This window comes from Sphingobium sp. PNB (genome assembly GCF_019873065.1).
Taxonomy (GTDB): Bacteria; Pseudomonadota; Alphaproteobacteria; order Sphingomonadales; family Sphingomonadaceae; genus Sphingobium; species Sphingobium fuliginis.
Map to the genome: position 1 here is coordinate 12,553 of NZ_JAINEZ010000039.1, position 16,728 is coordinate 29,280.

General features: G+C 60.2%; 21 protein-coding genes. 18 read left to right on the top strand and 3 right to left on the bottom strand.

Annotation, left to right across the window (positions count from 1 at the left end; translation table 11 throughout):
- The first annotated feature begins 8 nt into the window (after nucleotides 1-8).
- The 14 genes from K7W03_RS14335 to K7W03_RS14400 all read left to right on the top strand — a co-directional run bounded on the left by K7W03_RS14335 (nucleotide 9) and on the right by K7W03_RS14400 (nucleotide 12,530).
- The gene (locus K7W03_RS14335) at nucleotides 9-212 is read left to right on the top strand and encodes a hypothetical protein (RefSeq protein ID WP_222886613.1); all 204 of its coding nucleotides are present in this window, start codon (nucleotides 9-11) and stop codon (nucleotides 210-212) included.
- Complete coding sequence (locus tag K7W03_RS14340; protein WP_222886614.1) at nucleotides 212-2,344, top strand: hypothetical protein; 2,133 nt, start codon at nucleotides 212-214, stop codon at nucleotides 2,342-2,344. Before K7W03_RS14335 ends, K7W03_RS14340 begins: the two co-directional genes overlap by 1 nt.
- A gap of 253 nt (nucleotides 2,345-2,597) precedes the next feature.
- Nucleotides 2,598-2,816 carry a hypothetical protein gene (locus K7W03_RS14345; protein ID WP_222886615.1) on the top strand — a complete coding sequence of 73 codons (219 nt, stop codon included), beginning with the start codon at nucleotides 2,598-2,600 and terminating at the stop codon, nucleotides 2,814-2,816.
- A 35-nt stretch (nucleotides 2,817-2,851) separates the two neighbouring features.
- A complete protein-coding gene (locus tag K7W03_RS14350; RefSeq protein WP_222886616.1) occupies nucleotides 2,852-3,889 on the top strand; it encodes a hypothetical protein in 1,038 nt (345 codons plus the stop codon).
- Nucleotides 3,890-3,901: 12 nt separating this feature from the next.
- A complete protein-coding gene (locus K7W03_RS14355; RefSeq protein WP_222886617.1) occupies nucleotides 3,902-4,852 on the top strand; it encodes a DUF5309 family protein in 951 nt (316 codons plus the stop codon).
- A 50-nt stretch (nucleotides 4,853-4,902) separates the two neighbouring features.
- Complete coding sequence (locus K7W03_RS14360; protein ID WP_222886618.1) at nucleotides 4,903-5,199, top strand: hypothetical protein; 297 nt, start codon at nucleotides 4,903-4,905, stop codon at nucleotides 5,197-5,199.
- Nucleotides 5,196-5,981, top strand: a complete 786-nt coding sequence (locus tag K7W03_RS14365; protein ID WP_222886619.1) for a hypothetical protein — start codon at nucleotides 5,196-5,198, stop codon at nucleotides 5,979-5,981. Before K7W03_RS14360 ends, K7W03_RS14365 begins: the two co-directional genes overlap by 4 nt.
- A 3-nt stretch (nucleotides 5,982-5,984) precedes the next feature.
- Complete coding sequence (locus tag K7W03_RS14370) at nucleotides 5,985-6,635, top strand: hypothetical protein (protein ID WP_222886620.1); 651 nt, start codon at nucleotides 5,985-5,987, stop codon at nucleotides 6,633-6,635.
- Nucleotides 6,632-8,056, top strand: coding sequence for a hypothetical protein (locus K7W03_RS14375; protein WP_222886621.1), 1,425 nt, complete (start codon nucleotides 6,632-6,634; stop codon nucleotides 8,054-8,056). Before K7W03_RS14370 ends, K7W03_RS14375 begins: the two co-directional genes overlap by 4 nt.
- Entirely contained in the window at nucleotides 8,053-8,256 is a 204-nt protein-coding gene (locus K7W03_RS14380) for a hypothetical protein (RefSeq protein WP_222886622.1), read from the top strand. The genes K7W03_RS14375 and K7W03_RS14380 overlap by 4 nt, the downstream gene beginning before the upstream one ends.
- Nucleotides 8,257-8,303: 47 nt before the next feature.
- Complete coding sequence (locus K7W03_RS14385) at nucleotides 8,304-8,636, top strand: hypothetical protein (RefSeq protein ID WP_222886623.1); 333 nt, start codon at nucleotides 8,304-8,306, stop codon at nucleotides 8,634-8,636.
- A complete protein-coding gene (locus K7W03_RS14390) occupies nucleotides 8,633-9,295 on the top strand; it encodes a hypothetical protein (protein WP_222886624.1) in 663 nt (220 codons plus the stop codon). The genes K7W03_RS14385 and K7W03_RS14390 overlap by 4 nt, the downstream gene beginning before the upstream one ends.
- On the top strand, nucleotides 9,295-10,053 hold the full coding sequence (locus K7W03_RS14395) for a hypothetical protein (protein WP_222886625.1): 759 nt from the start codon (nucleotides 9,295-9,297) through the stop codon (nucleotides 10,051-10,053). The genes K7W03_RS14390 and K7W03_RS14395 overlap by 1 nt, the downstream gene beginning before the upstream one ends.
- Nucleotides 10,053-12,530, top strand: a complete 2,478-nt coding sequence (locus K7W03_RS14400; protein ID WP_222886626.1) for a hypothetical protein — start codon at nucleotides 10,053-10,055, stop codon at nucleotides 12,528-12,530. Before K7W03_RS14395 ends, K7W03_RS14400 begins: the two co-directional genes overlap by 1 nt.
- Here K7W03_RS14400 and K7W03_RS14405 read toward each other — a convergent pair whose 3' ends face one another.
- Genes K7W03_RS14405 through K7W03_RS14415 form a run of 3 tightly spaced genes read right to left on the bottom strand, consistent with a single transcriptional unit; the run spans nucleotide 12,531 to nucleotide 13,435 of the window.
- Nucleotides 12,531-12,782: a hypothetical protein gene (locus K7W03_RS14405; protein WP_222886627.1), complete on the bottom strand. Its 252-nt coding sequence runs from the start codon at nucleotides 12,780-12,782 to the stop codon at nucleotides 12,531-12,533.
- Nucleotides 12,783-12,833: 51 nt separating this feature from the next.
- Nucleotides 12,834-13,175, bottom strand: a complete 342-nt coding sequence (locus K7W03_RS14410; RefSeq protein WP_222886628.1) for a helix-turn-helix transcriptional regulator — start codon at nucleotides 13,173-13,175, stop codon at nucleotides 12,834-12,836.
- 11 nt (nucleotides 13,176-13,186) lie between these two features.
- Complete coding sequence (locus tag K7W03_RS14415) at nucleotides 13,187-13,435, bottom strand: type II toxin-antitoxin system RelE family toxin (RefSeq protein ID WP_222886629.1); 249 nt, start codon at nucleotides 13,433-13,435, stop codon at nucleotides 13,187-13,189.
- A 135-nt stretch (nucleotides 13,436-13,570) separates the two neighbouring features.
- On the opposite strand from K7W03_RS14415, the gene K7W03_RS14420 reads away from it, so the two are divergent.
- From K7W03_RS14420 to K7W03_RS14435, 4 genes are read left to right on the top strand one after another with little or no spacing between them, the layout of a single operon-like run.
- Nucleotides 13,571-14,200: a hypothetical protein gene (locus K7W03_RS14420; RefSeq protein ID WP_222886630.1), complete on the top strand. Its 630-nt coding sequence runs from the start codon at nucleotides 13,571-13,573 to the stop codon at nucleotides 14,198-14,200.
- Nucleotides 14,201-14,203: 3 nt separating this feature from the next.
- Nucleotides 14,204-15,058: a hypothetical protein gene (locus tag K7W03_RS14425; RefSeq protein WP_222886631.1), complete on the top strand. Its 855-nt coding sequence runs from the start codon at nucleotides 14,204-14,206 to the stop codon at nucleotides 15,056-15,058.
- A complete protein-coding gene (locus K7W03_RS14430; RefSeq protein ID WP_222886632.1) occupies nucleotides 15,055-15,981 on the top strand; it encodes a hypothetical protein in 927 nt (308 codons plus the stop codon). Before K7W03_RS14425 ends, K7W03_RS14430 begins: the two co-directional genes overlap by 4 nt.
- Nucleotides 15,981-16,607 carry a hypothetical protein gene (locus K7W03_RS14435; RefSeq protein ID WP_222886633.1) on the top strand — a complete coding sequence of 209 codons (627 nt, stop codon included), beginning with the start codon at nucleotides 15,981-15,983 and terminating at the stop codon, nucleotides 16,605-16,607. Before K7W03_RS14430 ends, K7W03_RS14435 begins: the two co-directional genes overlap by 1 nt.
- Nucleotides 16,608-16,728 lie beyond the last annotated feature (121 nt).

The following is a 16,728-nucleotide window of genomic DNA, read 5'->3' on the forward strand; positions in this document are numbered from 1 at the left end:
AAGCGGCGGTGGAAGGCGCTGGCATCAATGCAGCGATGCGTGGTGCAATGGCTGAGATCGCCAAGACCCCCGATCCCGTTCCCGGCAACAACGGCGAAGCGCTCGCCCGCATCGTCGCCTTCTTCCAGGCTGAGCATTCCGACGCATGGGAAGAACTGCGCCTCTGCCCGCTCCAGCATGGGCTTCAAGATATGGTTGAGCGACTGAAATAATGGACATCGCAACCGGCTTCCTCACCACTGGCGAGCAACCAGTGGGCGGCGAAGCTATGCCTGATACCGAACTGGTTTCGATCCTTGGCGGCTATGAAGCGCAGGCCATCGGCTATGATACCGGTGGCGACGGTGAAATCACCGAAGCGCAGAAGCGGGCGCTGGATTATTACAACGGCACGATGGACGATCTGCCCGCCGCAGAGGGTACGTCATCGGTCGTTGACGGGACGGTGGCGCTGGTCGTGGACAACGGCCTTGCTGCGGTCCTGAAACCCTTTGTGTCGTCCGATGAGACAGTGATGTTTTCGCCGCGTGGGCCTGAGGACGTGCAGGTCGCTGAGCAGGCGACCGAATATGTGAACTACATCTTCAATTGCGACAATCCCGGCTTCCTGATCCTGCACAACTGGTTCAAGGACGCGCTGCTGTCGAAGTTGGGCATCATCAAGGTCTGGTGGGAGGAGTCGAGCCGCTTCAACGGCGAACATGTCATCCTTGGCGATGAATTGCAGGCCGAACTGATCCGCCGTCGCCCTGACTATATGGGCGAGGATCAGGGCGTGGCCATGGTCGGCCAGATGATCAATGACGGCCGGGTCAAGGTCGAGAATGTCCCGCCTGAGGAGTTCCGCATCTCCCCCCTCGCCCGCTCGGTCGAGGACGCGGAATATGTGGCGCATGTCCCGTCCAATGTGACCCGCTCCAAGCTTATTGAGATGGGTTTTGATCCGGAGATCGTGGAATCACTCCCGGCCTATAGCGAGCGCCCTGAGGGGTCGACGCTGCGGGACAGCCGTTATGCGGACGAAGACAACAGCAGTTGGTCGATCCAGTCGGCCAATCACAAGCCATCTGACCGGATGGCCGTTCGCGATGAGTATGTGAAGATCGACTATGACGGCGACGGGGTTGCCGAGCTTCGCCGGATCATTCGCGTGGACAGCACGGTCCTTCTCAATCAGGAGATCGATGACAACCCGTTCGCCACGCTCTGCCCCATTCCCATGCCGCACAAGGTGTTTGGACACTCAATCGCTGACCGGGCGATGCAGGAGCAGAAGATCGGTACGGCGATCTGGCGGCAATCACTGGACAACCTCTACAAGTCGAACAACCCGCGCCCGGTCCTTGGTGACGGCGCCCGCTGTCAGGATGGTTCGACCGATGACAGCCTTGCGGACAATGCCCCCGGCGCTGCTGTTCTTGTCCGCGATGTCAATCAGTTCCGTTTCGACGCTGTTCCCTTCACCTCCGACAAGACGTTCCCGATGCTGGAACTGCTGGACAAGAAGGTAGAGGAGAATACCGGCATTTCCCGCGCCGGTCAGGGTCTCGATACCAACGCCCTGAAGAAGACCGGGCAGACGACCGCAACTGAAATGAACCTGATCGCGGCAGGCAAGAACGCGCGTGCCGAGATGATCGCCCGCATCTTCGCGGAAACTGGCGTGTCGCGGCTGTTCAAGCTGATCCTTGGGCTGGTGACGAAGCATCAGCAGGAGCAGCGCATCATCCGCCTGCGCAATACGTTCGTCCCGATGGACCCGCGTGGCTGGCCGGAGATGGACGTTCAGATCAGCGTCGGGCTGGGTATCGGGGACAAGCAGGAGCAGATTTTCCAGGCGCAGACGGTCCTCCAGACGATGGAGACGCTGGGTCAGACGCCTTACGCCAATCTGATCGATGCGGAGAAGGTCTATAACGCCCTCAAGCGCCTCTACAACGCGGCGGGCATCAAGAATGTGGACGACTTCCTGAACGAGCCGTCGCAGTTTCAGGAGATGCCTGAGAAACCCGATCCTGAGTTGGTGAAGGCGCAGGCGGAAGCGCAACTGAAGGCGCAGGAGCTACAGGGCAAGCAGGAAGAGGCCGCGCTCAATCTGCAACTGAAGCGCGAAGAGAGCGCGATGAAGCTCCAGCTTATGCGCGAGGAAGCCGCCGCGAAGCTGGAACTGGAGCAGCGTCGGCAGGAATCGGAGGCGGCTCTGGCGCTTCGCCAGCAGGACTTCGAAATGGAGATGGCCCGTCAGCAGATGGCCCTCCAGCGGGAGCAGGCCGCGCACAAGGCGTCACTCGATGAGCAGAACGCCATCAGCAAGAAGCGTGAAGGCGGGGATCTGGATAAATGATCGATGTCCACGCAAGCCACCAAGATCTAGGGCGCACTAGCGAGAAAACTAAACGAATTTTTATCGCGCAGGTTCTTGAGGATGGTCGCCCGGTTCGGTTGGCGGATCGAACAAACCTTATCGCTTCTCAGGTCTATTACGGTGGTGATGGGGCGGATGAGGCTGAGCGCCGGGCGTTTAGTGATTTGCGGCGCTTATGGCTTGCATTGCGGCCTGGCTCCTCTGTTCCTTCTTGTCTTCGCAAGGGTTTAGCATGACCCCCGAACAGCGCCGCGCTCGCTCCTATGCCGCAAAGGCCCTGATGGACGACGCCACCCTGAAAGAGGGCTGGGATCAGCTTGAGAACGATCTGCGGCAGCAGTGGGAGAACTGCATCTTCCCACGGCGCCGTGATCGCATCTGGAACGAATTGAAGCACCTGCGCGGCCTGCGCGGGAAGCTCGCCACTTTCGCGGGACAGGCCCGCGACTGACCGCCCCAAGGGGCATTTCTCAAAGGTGATGGACGATGGACACTGCCCAGCCGCTCGCGGCAGCAGAAACGGACCCCAATGTGCAACTCGCAAGCGCGGCGGATGCCTTCAAGGCGTTCGACAATCCCGTGGCAGCGCAGCCCCGCGATGAAAGCGGACGCTTCGCCCGTGAGGAGCAGCCCGAAGAGATCGCTGAGGACGAACCCGACGCCGAACTGGCTGAAGGTGAACCCGAAGCACAGGAAGACGAGCCTGAGGCAGCGGAAGACGCCCAGCCAATGCCGCCTTCATGGCCTGCGGACCAAGCTGAACAGTGGTCGCAACTCCCACCCGAAACGCAGGCCTTTCTGGCCAACCGTGAGGGAGAGCGCGAACGTGCGGTTCAGGCGAAGTTCCAGGAGAGCGCCAACGCCCGCAAGGAAGCTGATTCCGTGCGTGCCGAGGCGAGCGCCAGACGCGATGAGCTTATTTCGGCTTTCGAGACGGTAGAGGCCCTGTACCAGACGCCCGAACCCGATCCGCGTGCTTTCGGATATGGAACGCAGCAATTCAACGAAGCGGCATTCCTTGCCGCTCACCAGCAGTGGAAACAGACTGCCGGGGCCATCGCTCAGTTCAAGGAACAGCGGGAAGCCCTCCAGAAGGAACAGGTCGAAGCCCAACAGGCCGAGGCCGCACGGTGGCTCACCAGCCACAACGAGGAATACGCGCCCAAATTCGCTGAACTGGTCCCCGACATCAAGGACCAGACCAAGGCGGCGGCCATCTTCGATAGCGTGTTCAAATACGCGATGGAGAATGGTGTGGATGCTTCGATGTTCTCGCCTGAGAATATCAAGGACATCCCGTTGGGGCATATCCTCGCCTACTGGAAAGCGCAGCAATATGACCAGTTGAGGCAGGCCGAAAAGGCCACGCCGAAGCCGAAACCTGCTGGTCCGGCGATCAAGCCGGGGGTCTCCAGCCCGCGTTCCGCACAGAAGGCCGCACGCCGTCAGCAAGCATCTGAGCGACTGTCTCGTGAAGGCAGCATCGAAGCCGGTGCCGCCATGTTCAAACAAATCTTCCGATAAGGACATCACACCATGACGAAAGTTACCGGTGCGGTCGCCACCTATGACGTGACCACCAACCGCGAAGACCTTGCTGATACCGTCTATCGCATCTCGCCCGCCGACACGCCGTTCATGTCGGCTGTTCCCCGCACAAAGGCCACCGCCGTTCTGCACGAATGGTCGCTGGATACGCTGGAGGCCACGAACACCACCAACGCCCGCCTTGAAGGTGACGCGCTGACCCGTTCGACTTCCGGCACCCCGTCCCGCCTCCAGAACTATTGCCAGATCAGTTCGCGTGACGCGACCGTGACCGGCACGCAGCGGGCGACCAATCCTGCCGGCATTGACGACATGATGGCCTATCAGATGGCCAAAAAGTCGCTGGTGCTGCGCAAGGATATGGAATCGATCCTGCTGGGCAATCAGGGTCAGGTCGCGGGCAACACGACCACGGCGCGCAAGCTCCGTTCGTTCAATGCCTGGATCAGCGGCAATGGCTCGCGTGGCACGGCCGGCGCCGACTCCACCGCAGCCACGGCGGCGGCAACCGATGGCACGGCCGGCGACATCCGCACCTTCACCGAAGACATGCTGAAGGACGCCATCAAGGATGCCTTCGATGACGGCGGCGAACCCTCGCTGGTGTTGGTCGGATCGTTCAACAAGCAGAAGTTCTCGACCTTCACCGGTCGTGCGACTGCGCGTGAAAACGTGAACATCGGCACGGTGCAGGGTGCTGCGGAGCTTTACGCCTCCGACTTCGGCACGCTGAAGGTCGTTCCGAACCGCACCCAGCGGGGACGCGATGCTTTCGTGGTCGATACCACGAAGGTTGCCGTCTCCTATCTCCGGGCTTTCGAGCCGCAGGAGTTGGGCCGCGTCGGTGACGCCGTGACCCGCGACATCATCAGCGAATACACGCTGGAGATGCGGGCGCCGGATGCTCACGCGGCGATCTTCGACCTCGCCACCTCGTAAGCCAATGGAGGGGCGGGCTTAGGTTCGCCCCTCCCCTTTCCGGAGGCATCATGAGCAAATCCGCTCTCCTTGATCTTGTGACGGATAGCCGTCGCAAGCTGATCTACCATGAGCAGGACAGCCAGCGGTTCATCGAATCCCGGCAGGACGTGGAGCCGGTGATCAACGCGGCCAAGGAGATGTGGAGCGATAGCCCTCCGCTCGACATGCGCCGCGTGGCGTTGATCCCTGAGGAAGTTCTCAACCAGGCCTTCGCGGAAGGCTGGTTCCACGACGAAGCGGCTTGGAAGAAATGGGCCAATAACCCCGACAATGCCTGCTATCGCACATGCAAAGGGTCCATATGATCCGTCTGGCCATCTGCATCCCCTGCTACGGGGATACCAAGGCGAAATTCACCCTCTCCCTGTCCCAAGCGCTGATCCATTTCATGGAATGCAAGCTGTTGGACCATGAGGGCAACAGCATCCCGCGAGAGGTGGAAATCTTCATGGTTTCCTGCTCGATGCTGACCGAGAGCCGCCACCGGCTTGTAGGCGAGGCCCTGTCCTGGGGGGCGACCCATCTGCTTTGGCTGGACGCGGATCATGTGTTCCCGGCCGATACGATCCCCCGACTGCTGGCGCATAATGTCGATGTAGTCGGCGCCAACTATGCGCGTCGGTCCACCCCAACGGCTCCAACCGCATGCCGCCTCGACAGGAACGAGGACAGCGAGGACATCAAGAACCTTGTCTACACGACGCTGGAGAAGGCGCAGGGCGGCGATCTGGAGGAAGTTGCTCATCTGGGCTTCGGCGTCTGCCTGATGAACATGACGGTTCTGGACATGCTCCAGATACATGCCGAGCGGAACGGCGACGGCAATTTCATGCCGCTGTTCGAAATGAAGGCCACGCAGGGCAAGCATGGCATGATCGGGGAGGACGTGTTCTTTTTCGGCAAGTGCCGCGAGGCGGGCGCAAGAATCTTCTGCGACCACGGCCTGTCATGGGAAGTCGGCCATATCGGGGAAATGATCCTGACCAACGCCCACGCGAACAATCATCGCGAGCGCTGGACCGCCAAGCATCAGGAATTGGCGGATCGATACCGCAACCAGATCGAGCAACTCGAAGCAGCGGAGTAGCCCATGGCGATTGCGATTGCGCTGGCTGATGCCTTCGACATTGAGACCTATGACGGCCTGGTCGCCTATGTCATCGCGCACCTTGAACTTGACGGCGAGAGCGAGGCGCAGGTGCCGACCTTCATCCGCCAGGCTGAATATCGCCTCAATCGCCTCTGCACGACCCCTGAGCGCGAAACCAGCATCATCATGACCACGACTGCCGGTGAGCAGTCCGTAGCCCTCCCTGTGGACTACAGGCAGCTTCGTGCGGCGCGTTTCGTGGCGGACGATGGCTATCCCTTGGCCCAAGCCTCGCTCAACGTCCTGCATTCGGATTATTCCGGGACCAGCGGTCGCCCTCAGGCCTTCTGCATCAGTGAGCAGGCGGTTCACTTCGGACCGATGCCTGACGGGGAATATACGATCTATGCCACCTATCTGGCGCGCATTCCTCCCCTCTCCCCGGCCAACCAGACGAACTGGCTCCTGTCGGGCAATGCGGACGCCTACGTCTATGCCACGCTGATGCAGGCAAGCGTGTGGCTGGAGGATTTGGAGGCCGCCACGACCTATCGCGCCGAACTGATGAGCATCATCGATGAGGTGAACCTCCAGGGCAATCGCTATCGCATGTCCGGCCCCATTCGCATGCGGTCCCCGGTGGTGGTGTGATCACGCGCATCCCGCTTCCGGAATACAAGCCGGATCAGTCACAGAATAGCGGGGTTCTGCTGAAGGCGCAGAACGTCTTTCCGGCGATGGACGGCTATCGATCGGTTGGGGCTATCGAAACGCTGTCCGACGCTCTTGCGGCCCCGTTCCAGGGCGGTGCATCGGCCATTGCTTCGAACGGCAATGCCTATCTGCTGGCGGGGACGGAAAGCGAGCTATTCCGCCTCAACGCGGACTTTTCGTGGACCTCGCTGCTGGACAGCTTGACCGCGCCGAAGCGGTGGAGGTTCGCGCAGTTCAAGGAATATACGGTCGCGGTCAACGGCGGTGACACACTGCAGGTTGATCTGGGCACCAGCACGGCTTCGGTCATTGCCGACGCGCCCACCGGGACAAGCGTTGCGGTTGTAGGCGATTTCGTCGTCATCGGGCAGGCGGACGGCAATATCAACCGGGTGCAGTGGTCTGCCTTTGACGATCACACCGCATGGACGCCAGCGGTCAATCAATCCGGGTTTCAGCCCATGAATACCGGTGGTTCGGTCATGGGAATCTGCGGCGGGGAATATGGGATCATCCTCCAGCGGGAACGGCTGGTGCGCATGACCCGCACCGGGGATTCGGACGCGCCGTTTCAGTTCGATGAGGTATCCAGCAATTTCGGCTGCGCGGCGGGGGCTACCATTGCGCAGGCCGGGCGGTCCATCTTCTTCCGGTCGGACAGGGGGTTCATGGCCTTGGATGACGGTCAGGCGCTTCGCCCAATTGGCTCCGAGAAGGTGGACCGGACCTTTGACCGCCTCGTTTCGCGGGATCAGTTGGAGAATATCTACACCGCCGTCGATCCGCAGAACAAGCTGGTCATGTGGCTGGTCCCCGGCGCTCCGGGCACGATGTGGACCTATAATTTCGAACTGGATCGCTGGTCGACCATCGTCCTGACGGCCAAGGGCCTGTTCCCCGGCTTCACCACTTCGGTGGGCTTGGATGATCTGGAGGGGCTTGGCTACACCGATCTGGACAGCATGCCGTTCAGTCTGGACGATCCGCGCTGGACCGGTGGCAATCCGAAGCTCTACCTGCTGGACGCAACCAACGCCATCGGCACGCTTGCCGGAGCGACGTTGGAAGCCCAAATCGAGATGGGCTATAATGAACTGGCGAACGGTCGTCGCGCTCGTCTGCGCAATGTCCGTCCGGTTTGGGACGGCACTTCGGGGATGACCGTTACCGCAAACGCCAAACAACGCCTTGGTGACGGCAACAACATTTCGACCGCTTCGACTTTGCGGGCATCGGGACGTATCCCGATCAGGGCTTCAGGCCGGTATATCTCGACCTCTCTGCACATCGCGGCGGGGGTGGATTGGGACTATATCCAGGCGCTGGACTATGAGTTCGAACAGGGCGGCGCGCGGTGACCTGGAACCGCGTCCCTGTCGATGGCAACGGCAAGGATGCCTACCGGAGGCTGGCGCAGGCGATCAACTATTTGTTGATGCAGGACGCGAAGATAACCAGCCTTGCGGACTATGCTGATGATGCCGCTGCTGCTGCTGGCGGCGTTCCTGTCGGCGGCTTCTACCGGAACGGCTCTGTCGTCATGGTTCGGGTGACGTGAGAATTGGCATAGTTGCCGATCCCCTCTCCCATCCCGACTGGCTCAAAATGAAGGCGCTGCTTGAACCGGCCGCACGTCGCGGCGGCGTTCCGGTTCTCGCGCCCAGTGAGGCTGTTTGGGCGGTCTATGAGGGGCATCTGAGAGCAGTAGCCACGGCAAGGCTTACTGACGCAGGCCACGGCGAAATCATCCTGTGCGGCGGCTCTGAGGCCAAGGAATGGGCCGCCCCTCTGGCCGATATGATCTGTGAATGGTTCCGGGACGAAGGAATGAAGGCGGCGCGCATCTACGGGCGCCGGGGATGGGTCCGCTTGCTCCCAGGCTGGCGGGTCATCGGGTGTCAAAATGGATTTACCGGGCTTGAAAAGGTGCTGGCATGAGCAAGAAATCGAAGTCGTCTACAACCCCTTGGAAGTCGGCCCAGCCATATCTGCTTGGCGCGGCGAACAACCTCCAGGGTGCGTACAACGACAATGCCGGGGCTATTCAGGACGCAACCGATAGCGTCACCTCGCTCCTGCCGGCGGTGATCCAGAAATATCAGCAGGGCAACCCGGCGCTGAACGCGGCGCAGGGGTACAACACCGATGTCCTGTCCGGGAAGTATCTCAACGGCAACCCGCATTTGCAGGCGATCATCGACAACACGAACAACGATGTCACCAATTCGGTGCAGTCGAGCCTTGGGACACGCGGCCTGACCGGGGGCAGCGACTATGCCAAGATCATCGCCCGCGAGCTTGCGAAGAACGAAAGCAATCTGCGCTACGGCGACTATTCCAATGAGCGCAATGCCATGGCCACGGCGGCGGGCCAGTCTCCATCGCTCGCGGCAGCGGACACGATCCAGATCAACCCGATGCTGCAACTGCTCGGGGCCTATTCCACCCCACTTGATGCGGCCAGCCAGTATGCGTCTGGGGTCGGTGGGTTGTTCAGCCCCTATTCGACCACGACGCAGAAATCCGGGCTGGGCAACACGCTTGCGGCGCTTGGCGGCTCGGCACTGTCGGCATGGGCCGGGGGAGGCTTCAAATAATGGCTGTGAACTTCAAGAGCGGCCTGTTTGGCCCGCCTCCCGCTTATCAGACGCCGGGCATTGGCGACGGCCTTCCCGGTGCGCAGCCGCTTGGCGCACCGGGGCTTGGTTTTCCATCCGCCGCGCCGGAGCAGCAAAAGCCGTCATTCTTCGGACAGGGCGGTGTCGGTCGCGGTATCGCGGGCGCCATCGGTGACGCGCTCATGCAGTTGGGCGGGTTGCGTCCTACCTTCGGCCCGTTGATGCAGCAGCGGCAGGCGATGGCTTATCAGGAGAAGATGCGTCAGCAGCAGCGCGCCGATGATTGGGCGGATTTCCAGCGGCAGCGGGATTACACCGTCGCCCACCCCATGCCGCGAGCGCCATCAGAGTTTGAGCAGTTGCTTGATCTTGGCGGTTTCACCCCGGACCAGCGCACACAATTGATCCGTCAGAAGGCCCAAAATGCCGCTGATCCGTTCCAGGCCGTCCCGACATATGGCGCCGATGGTTCGCAGGGTTTACGGTTTATCCGGCCTAGCGAGATGGGCGGCGTCATGGGGCCATCGCCTCAGTCTACCCCTTCCCTACCATCTGCGGAGCAAGGCGGCTTCATGTCGCTTGACCAGTTCAAATCGATGCAGGGTGCGTCAACCTTCAAGCCCGGCCATCCGCTTTGGGACACTCCCGTCCGGATCACCAGCCAGGCTGAATATAATCAGATTCCATCCGGCAAGACGTACATCGCCCCTGATGGCAGCGTGAGGACCAAGAACTGATGGCACAGAATTGGTGGGAAAATGACGCTGTAGCGGGGCAGGCGCCTTCGCGTCCGTCTGGTGGGATGACGATCCAGACGCGGCCGGCTGATCCTAAATTGCCATTCGAGGTCCAGCGCCTTCAGCAGCAGATTGGATCAACTGCGGCTGATGAGGCGCGTCAGGCGGCGCTGACCCCCGCTCAGCTTGAAGCGCTGCGCCTGGACAATGAAAAGAAGCGCCGCGACCTTGCTGCGCAGCAGGCCACCGCAACGCCAGAGCAGCAGAAGGCGCAGTCGAATCTTGCCAACGACGAAATTCTGTTCGCCATCCAGCGAGCGAAGGCCGACCTTCAGAACGGTGGTGCCGCAGGCTATTGGGCACGCCTGCCTGAGATGTTCCAGCCTCAATCGGCGTTGAACCTCGCTGGGTCGCTCAACACCATTTCGTCCCGCCTAACGCTCGACAAGCTGGCGCAGCTTAAGCAGGCGTCTCCCACGGGCGCGTCCGGTCTTGGTTCTCTTACCGAGAAGGAAGGATCGTTGTTGCGGGATAGCGTTGCCGCCCTTGGGCAAACGCAAGACCCTGCCCGCTTGATGGAGAACCTGAACGCGGTAGAAAGGCACTATCGCAACATTAAGGCCCTGTCGGACGGTTTTGATTATCGCGACCCGAAGGTTGCAGAGCGATATGGAATCGTGACCGCCATGCCCAAGATTGGCGGCGGTTCATCTCCGATGGAGGTTGACCCAAGCGGAGGCAATGTTGGGCCGAACCCGGCGCTAAAAGGCGTCAACGATGAAGTCCGCGCATTGCTTGGCGCGGGTCATTCCGTTGAGGAAATCCGCAATTATCTGCGCTCCAAAGGCGTTGATGACAGCCAGACACAGGGCTTAGAGGCTGCGGCGCAATTCATCAGGGATAACCCGTCAGAGCGGGGCAAACCCTATCGCGGTGATGTGTCGGTGGATCTAATGCGAACGGCTGATCCGAATACATTCGGAGCGCTGTCGGCTTCTCCAGTCGGGTCTTATTTTGGTGGGGGCTTTAATGGCTTCACCGCAGGCCTATCAGATGAGCTGGCGGGCAGCCTGTCTGCGCTGACTGGTGGCGATTACACGCAATCCCGTGATGCCTACAACGCCCGCAAGAGCCTGCTGAGCGAGGCCAATCCCACCGCCGATATGCTGGGCAACATCACAGGTGGGGCGATGGCCCTCGCCGCGCCGGGAACCGCCCTATCCCGGTTTGGCATCGGAGGCGCAGCAGAAGCGTCTACGCTAGCCCCTCGCCTATTGGCCGAGGATGCGCTCTATGGCGGCCTTTATGGCGCAGGCGAGAATAACGACAATCGCTTGTGGGGTGGTTTCAGAGGCGCCTTAGAGGGAGTCGGCGGTGGGATTGCAGGGCGAGGGGTCTTCCGAGGCGTTGGCGCAAGTCTGCGCGGCGCCCGCGGCCAGCTTGCCGACGCAGCGCGCTACCTGCGTGAGCAAGGCATTCCCCTCACCCCGGGACAGGCGGCTGGCGGTCGTCTCAAGACGCGGGAGGATAGGCTTGCCGGGTATCAGGGCATTGGTGATCGAATTGGCGAAATGCGTCGGGGCGGCCTGGATGCTTTCAACGAAACGGCTTTCCGCCAAAATCTCGCACCAGTAGGTGAAGCAATCCCGCCCGGAGTTGTGGGCGAAGAGGCTGTAAACGCAACGCGGGGCGCAGTTGGGAGAGCCTATGACGCAGCGTTGGGTGGCCGCACGTTCGATGTCAACGATCCTCAATTTGTTGCCGATCTAGGCCGCAGCCTTTCGGATGCCCGTGGACTCCCCGCAATAGGCGACCAAGCGGAATACTCGATCCGCCGCAGCATTGAGCCTTTTGTCGGCCCCAACGATATAATGACTGGTCGGGGGATGCAGCAGGCCAGCCAAGAATTGACACGGCGGGGAACTCGTTTCGGCAACTCACAGGACGCCGTTGGACCCGACGCGGCCAACACGCTAACTGATGCCCTTGCGGCTTTGGAAGGTTTAGTACAGCGGCAAAGCCCTGGCACGGTCGAGGCCTATAGGGCCGCGAATGGAGCGTATCGGGGCGGTAGGGTTCTGGAAGATGCGGTGGGTGCTGCTCGAAACGCGGGGCTTGGCACTTTCACCCCGGCCCAGCTTACCAATGCCGCCTATTCCAATGCGCGGCGCTTTGGTGGGAGGCAGTCAACAACGGATCGACCGTTCTTTGAATTGTCTCGGGCTGGACAGCGGGTCTTACCATCCACAGTTCCAGACAGCGGAACGGCGGGCCGCGCTAGTGGGCCTATTCGCGATGCTGTGCGGAATGCGATCAACGCGCCCCTGTACAGCGATGCTGGACGGGCTGCGGCAGAGGCTTTCTTTCTTGCTCAACGTCCCGAATCGGTCGCCCGTGTAGGCGACATCATGGTCAACCGCGCACGGCTTCCTGGCCTATTCGGGAGCGTCGGCGCGGTGCAGTATTATGGCCAATAGTCAGTTAAACCAGCCGTTGGCCACTGCATTGTATCCAAGGAAACACATCGCACCTGCCGCACCCCAAGCCGCTATCTTCCCGAAGCGCTCCCATCGACGCAGCTTCAGATCGGGTTCGTATGTCTGGGTGCGCGGGTTCCAGTCGAGCGGGATTTCTGTGCGGCGGGATTTCCAGTCCCGGTATTCGAACATGAGGGCGCGCATGCCCGCAAATCCCGCTGACGCGGCGACTATCTGCCAGTTGATGTCCACGCCCCACCCCTATCCTATCGAGGGATGAGACTCAATCTGGCGTTAAACTGCTTATGCAAGATCATCCAACGCAACATTGAGAGCATCCGCCAGTTTTTTGAGCGTTGCAATCGAACCTGAACTGCGCCCAGCCTCGATGTCCAAAATCTGGACGCGGTTCACGCCGGACTCCTTCGCCAATGCAGCTTGGCTCAAGCCCCGATACTCACGCCATACACGAACCGGGCTTTCACCACCGACCATGCGAGCGACATATTCAGCCGGAATAGTCTCCTCATGACCAGCGGCAAGAGCAGCCGTCACGCGGTCAAGAATGCGAATATCCTCAAGGTCATGTGCCGCGCCCTGGAGGCGCTTATACTCGTCCAGCGGGATAGTAATCATTTCGCCCATATCGTCCTCCTTCAATCGTAGATGCCGCCGCGTGGACCGATTTCCAGCACTTCAATTACCACGCCGTCCAGCATGATCACCCGCCAGTCCTGCACTCGAAGGCGAATGCCGTCACGACCCTTGAGGTTGGTGACATTGTTCGCGAGCGAAGCAGGGTCAGCGGCATATTGGTCAACCTTTGCCATAATCAGCTTAGCGACGTTCGACGGCATGCGGCGGAGCGTCTTGGCGGCTGACTTGGTATAGGTGACCTGCTTCATGCCACTTATGTAGCACGTAGCTACATGTAGTCAAGTGCTACAGTTCAATCTGCTTGATGAAAATAGGCGACAACTTTCACCACCAACCACCTGCCAAGCCGTCCTTCGGGGCGGCTTTTCTTTTGGGAGGCCGCTTTGGCAATCACCGACTACAGCACCACGCCAGCAGATAATACGAGCGTCGGGGGCGCCTCCATCGCGGAAGGCAGCACACCACCGGGCGACGTGAACAACGCAATCCGCCAGATTATGGCCGACATTGCCACGGCTCTGACGGACGGGACGTTCATTGGCGGCGCATCCTATCAGCCGCTGGACGCGCTGTTGACGGCCATTGCGGCCCTCACGGTTGCAGCCGACAAGGGCCTGTACTTCACCGGCTCCGACGCCCCTGCGACCTTCAACCTCACCAGCGCGGCCCGTACGCTGCTGGGCAAGGCGAACACAGCGGACATGCTGAGCTACATTGGCGGGCAAGCGGCGCCGGCTGTTTCCGGTTCCGGCACATCTGGCTCCATACCGCTCGGTGGCGGCTTCATCATGACGTGGCGCGCCTTGACCCTGACCGGTTCGGACGGAAGCAGCCAGAGCGTCGCCTATGGCAACAACACGACCTACACCTCTTGGGCGAAGGCTTGGGTTGAGGGCGATGACGGCACCAGTGACGCATCGATCTACGTCACCAGCCATGGCCTATCCAGCGCCATCGTCAAAAAGCAGACCGGCAATTCCGTGCCGATGGTCATCTTCTCGATTGGGGTCTGAGTCATGGTAGCGCACTATTTCGAGACGGTGGAGAACACTGTCACCGGCAAGCCTGTTGCGAACGCTTCGGTCTCGGTCCTGACAGCCCCATCGGCGGATGGTGGAACGGAACTGACGATCTATTCTGACGAAGGCCTGACCACGCCGGTTGATAACCCGCTGACCACGGACAGCACCGGCTATTTCGAGTTCTACACCGATCAGGACGAGTGCTGCCTGGAGATTTCCTATGGCGGCACCACGCGCCGGGTAATCGAGAATGTACAGTTGATCGGCGGGAGCGTATCAGGCGACATAACCTCCCTGCTGGTGCGCATGGATCAGGCCGAAGCGATCACGCAGGATGTGATGGTTGTCAGCCTTGCGTCTCTCGCGGACCCTGACGCTGACCGGATCATCTTTTGGGATGATAGCGCCAGTGGGCTTGCATTCCTGACCGTTGGAACCGGGCTTTCCCTTTCCGGCACAACGCTCGCCGCTGACGACACAGCAATCAAACCGACTGAAAGCCTTGTCATCGCTTGCTCGGATGAGACCACGGCGCTCACCACCGGAACGGCGAAAGTCACCTTGCGGATGCCCTACGCCTTCACCCTGACGGCGGTGAGGGCCAGCGTCACAACAGCGCCCACGGGGTCAACTCTGGTTGTCGACATCAATGAAGGGGGAACGTCGATCCTCTCGACCAAGCTCTCTATTGATGCGAGCGAAAAGACCAGCACGACCGCAGCAACGGCCGCCGTTATATCCGATGCATCACTGGCAGATGACGCTGAAATCACCATCGACATAGACCAGATCGGGTCCACCGTAGCGGGCGCGGGCCTCAAGGTCGTTTTGATCGGCCATCGCACATGAGCATGGTGATCAACCCCTTCCTGTTCGAGCGGCCCTTCCTGCTGCTGAACAACGGGTTTGAATCGGGATCGCTGTCACCTTGGGCGAATCTCGTAGGAACGGGGAGCGTCACCGGCACATATTTCGGCGGGGATCAGACGATCATTCCGCATGACGGGTCCTACATGTTGAGCGCCATAGGTGGGGGTGGAACGGTCACTTTCGGCCAAGTCATTCCAATCCCATCAGCCAATTGGGCGCAGGTGGACGCGGGCGATGCGTGGCTCTCAAACGTCTCCTGCTACCATAATCCGGGCATTGCAGGCTTTGGGAACGACACTGGCCGGATATTCGCCACGTTCCTCGATGGCGGCGGCTCGACTATTTCCACCGCCTATTCCCCAACAAACACGGTTGCATCGGCCTGGACGCTGATCACGCTGCCGGTCTCGCTGATACCCCCGAACACCCGCAGCATTCGCATTGGCGCCGAACTGGTGGCAGAGGACGGCACTCACGACAACTTTGTAGATGACTTCTCCCAGCCCATTATAGTTGACACCTTCATTACCGATCCGGCCATCTCGACCGATAGCGGCTTCTTCGCGCAGGGTGATACGGCGACGGTCAATTTCTCCCATCGCGGCGCCAGCACCACATACCAATGGACCCGCGACGGGGCGCCGATCAGCGGCGCAACGAGCGCCAGCTACACATATCAGGCTGGCGATGTGGGGCATGTCGTCACCTGCACCGTCACCGCCACAACCGGATCGGTAAGCGTCAGCGCGACGGCTCCGGGAACGACGATCGGTACGCCTGCCTACATAGAATATTCCCGCCTCCCTGCTGGTGACATGCAGTCCGGTTCCGATGTCCGCCTTCCGGCAGGAGACATGCAATCTGGATCAGATGTCCGTGTTTTTAGAGAAAGGACCGCCTGATGGCGAACAAGAAGATCAGTGATTTTACCGAGGATACTGCCCCTGGTGACAACGATTGGATTGAGACCGAAACCGCTGCCGGCAATTCGCGCAAGGTGAAGAAGTCGAACTTGGGCGGCGGCTCTCTCGCGCTAATTCAGGAGGTCGTAACCTCTGGGACTCAGGCAACGGTCACGTTTTCTTCCCTGCCTTCTACGTACAGAGATCTGATCATCGTGGTTCGTGGTAGGTCTACCAGAACCGGCAACAACTTCGATGAAGTTCGCCTGCGCTTCAATGGTGACTCCGGTAATAACTATTCATACGTCCGCACCGGGCGTGCGGTTAGTGGCGCATTCTCGGATGGAAGCGAAACACAAAGTTCCCTTTATTGCGGCGCCATTCCTGCGGCCACATCAACCGCGAACCTAAGCGGTTTATCGGAAATAGCTATAGGGGACTATAATGGCGCCACCTTCATGAAGGTGGTGAACGCCCAAGCGACTGGCGGGGGTGCAGGCGACACCTATATGGCGGTATTCGGCGGACACTGGAAAAATACAGCCGCGATAACGTCTATCCTCGTCATGCTTCTTGGCGGGTCGTTTGTGGATGGCACCATTGTTTCGCTATACGGGCGCAAATAGGCCAAAGCTCTATCTTGTTTTAACTATTACCTCACCTTGACATGGCAAGCCTTCAGCAGGTTATTGTCGGCTCAAAGTGGGGGGAATTATGTTAGCATCATCGCATCTTGCTCGACATTCC

Bases quoted from the DNA above. Each gene is read 5' to 3' on its own strand.
- K7W03_RS14365 (WP_222886619.1), top strand. From the start codon at position 5,196: ATGATCCGTCTGGCCATCTGCATCCCCTGCTACGGGGATACCAAGGCG.
- K7W03_RS14400 (WP_222886626.1), top strand. From the start codon at position 10,053: ATGGCACAGAATTGGTGGGAAAATGACGCTGTAGCGGGGCAGGCGCCT.
- K7W03_RS14360 (WP_222886618.1), top strand. From the start codon at position 4,903: ATGAGCAAATCCGCTCTCCTTGATCTTGTGACGGATAGCCGTCGCAAG.
- K7W03_RS14390 (WP_222886624.1), top strand. From the start codon at position 8,633: ATGAGCAAGAAATCGAAGTCGTCTACAACCCCTTGGAAGTCGGCCCAG.
- K7W03_RS14435 (WP_222886633.1), top strand. From the start codon at position 15,981: ATGGCGAACAAGAAGATCAGTGATTTTACCGAGGATACTGCCCCTGGT.
- K7W03_RS14370 (WP_222886620.1), top strand. From the start codon at position 5,985: ATGGCGATTGCGATTGCGCTGGCTGATGCCTTCGACATTGAGACCTAT.
- K7W03_RS14355 (WP_222886617.1), top strand. From the start codon at position 3,902: ATGACGAAAGTTACCGGTGCGGTCGCCACCTATGACGTGACCACCAAC.
- K7W03_RS14430 (WP_222886632.1), top strand. From the start codon at position 15,055: ATGAGCATGGTGATCAACCCCTTCCTGTTCGAGCGGCCCTTCCTGCTG.
- K7W03_RS14415 (WP_222886629.1), bottom strand. From the start codon at position 13,435: ATGAAGCAGGTCACCTATACCAAGTCAGCCGCCAAGACGCTCCGCCGC.
- K7W03_RS14395 (WP_222886625.1), top strand. From the start codon at position 9,295: ATGGCTGTGAACTTCAAGAGCGGCCTGTTTGGCCCGCCTCCCGCTTAT.
- K7W03_RS14340 (WP_222886614.1), top strand. From the start codon at position 212: ATGGACATCGCAACCGGCTTCCTCACCACTGGCGAGCAACCAGTGGGC.
- K7W03_RS14345 (WP_222886615.1), top strand. From the start codon at position 2,598: ATGACCCCCGAACAGCGCCGCGCTCGCTCCTATGCCGCAAAGGCCCTG.
- K7W03_RS14425 (WP_222886631.1), top strand. From the start codon at position 14,204: ATGGTAGCGCACTATTTCGAGACGGTGGAGAACACTGTCACCGGCAAG.
- K7W03_RS14350 (WP_222886616.1), top strand. From the start codon at position 2,852: ATGGACACTGCCCAGCCGCTCGCGGCAGCAGAAACGGACCCCAATGTG.
- K7W03_RS14410 (WP_222886628.1), bottom strand. From the start codon at position 13,175: ATGGGCGAAATGATTACTATCCCGCTGGACGAGTATAAGCGCCTCCAG.
- K7W03_RS14385 (WP_222886623.1), top strand. From the start codon at position 8,304: ATGAAGGCGCTGCTTGAACCGGCCGCACGTCGCGGCGGCGTTCCGGTT.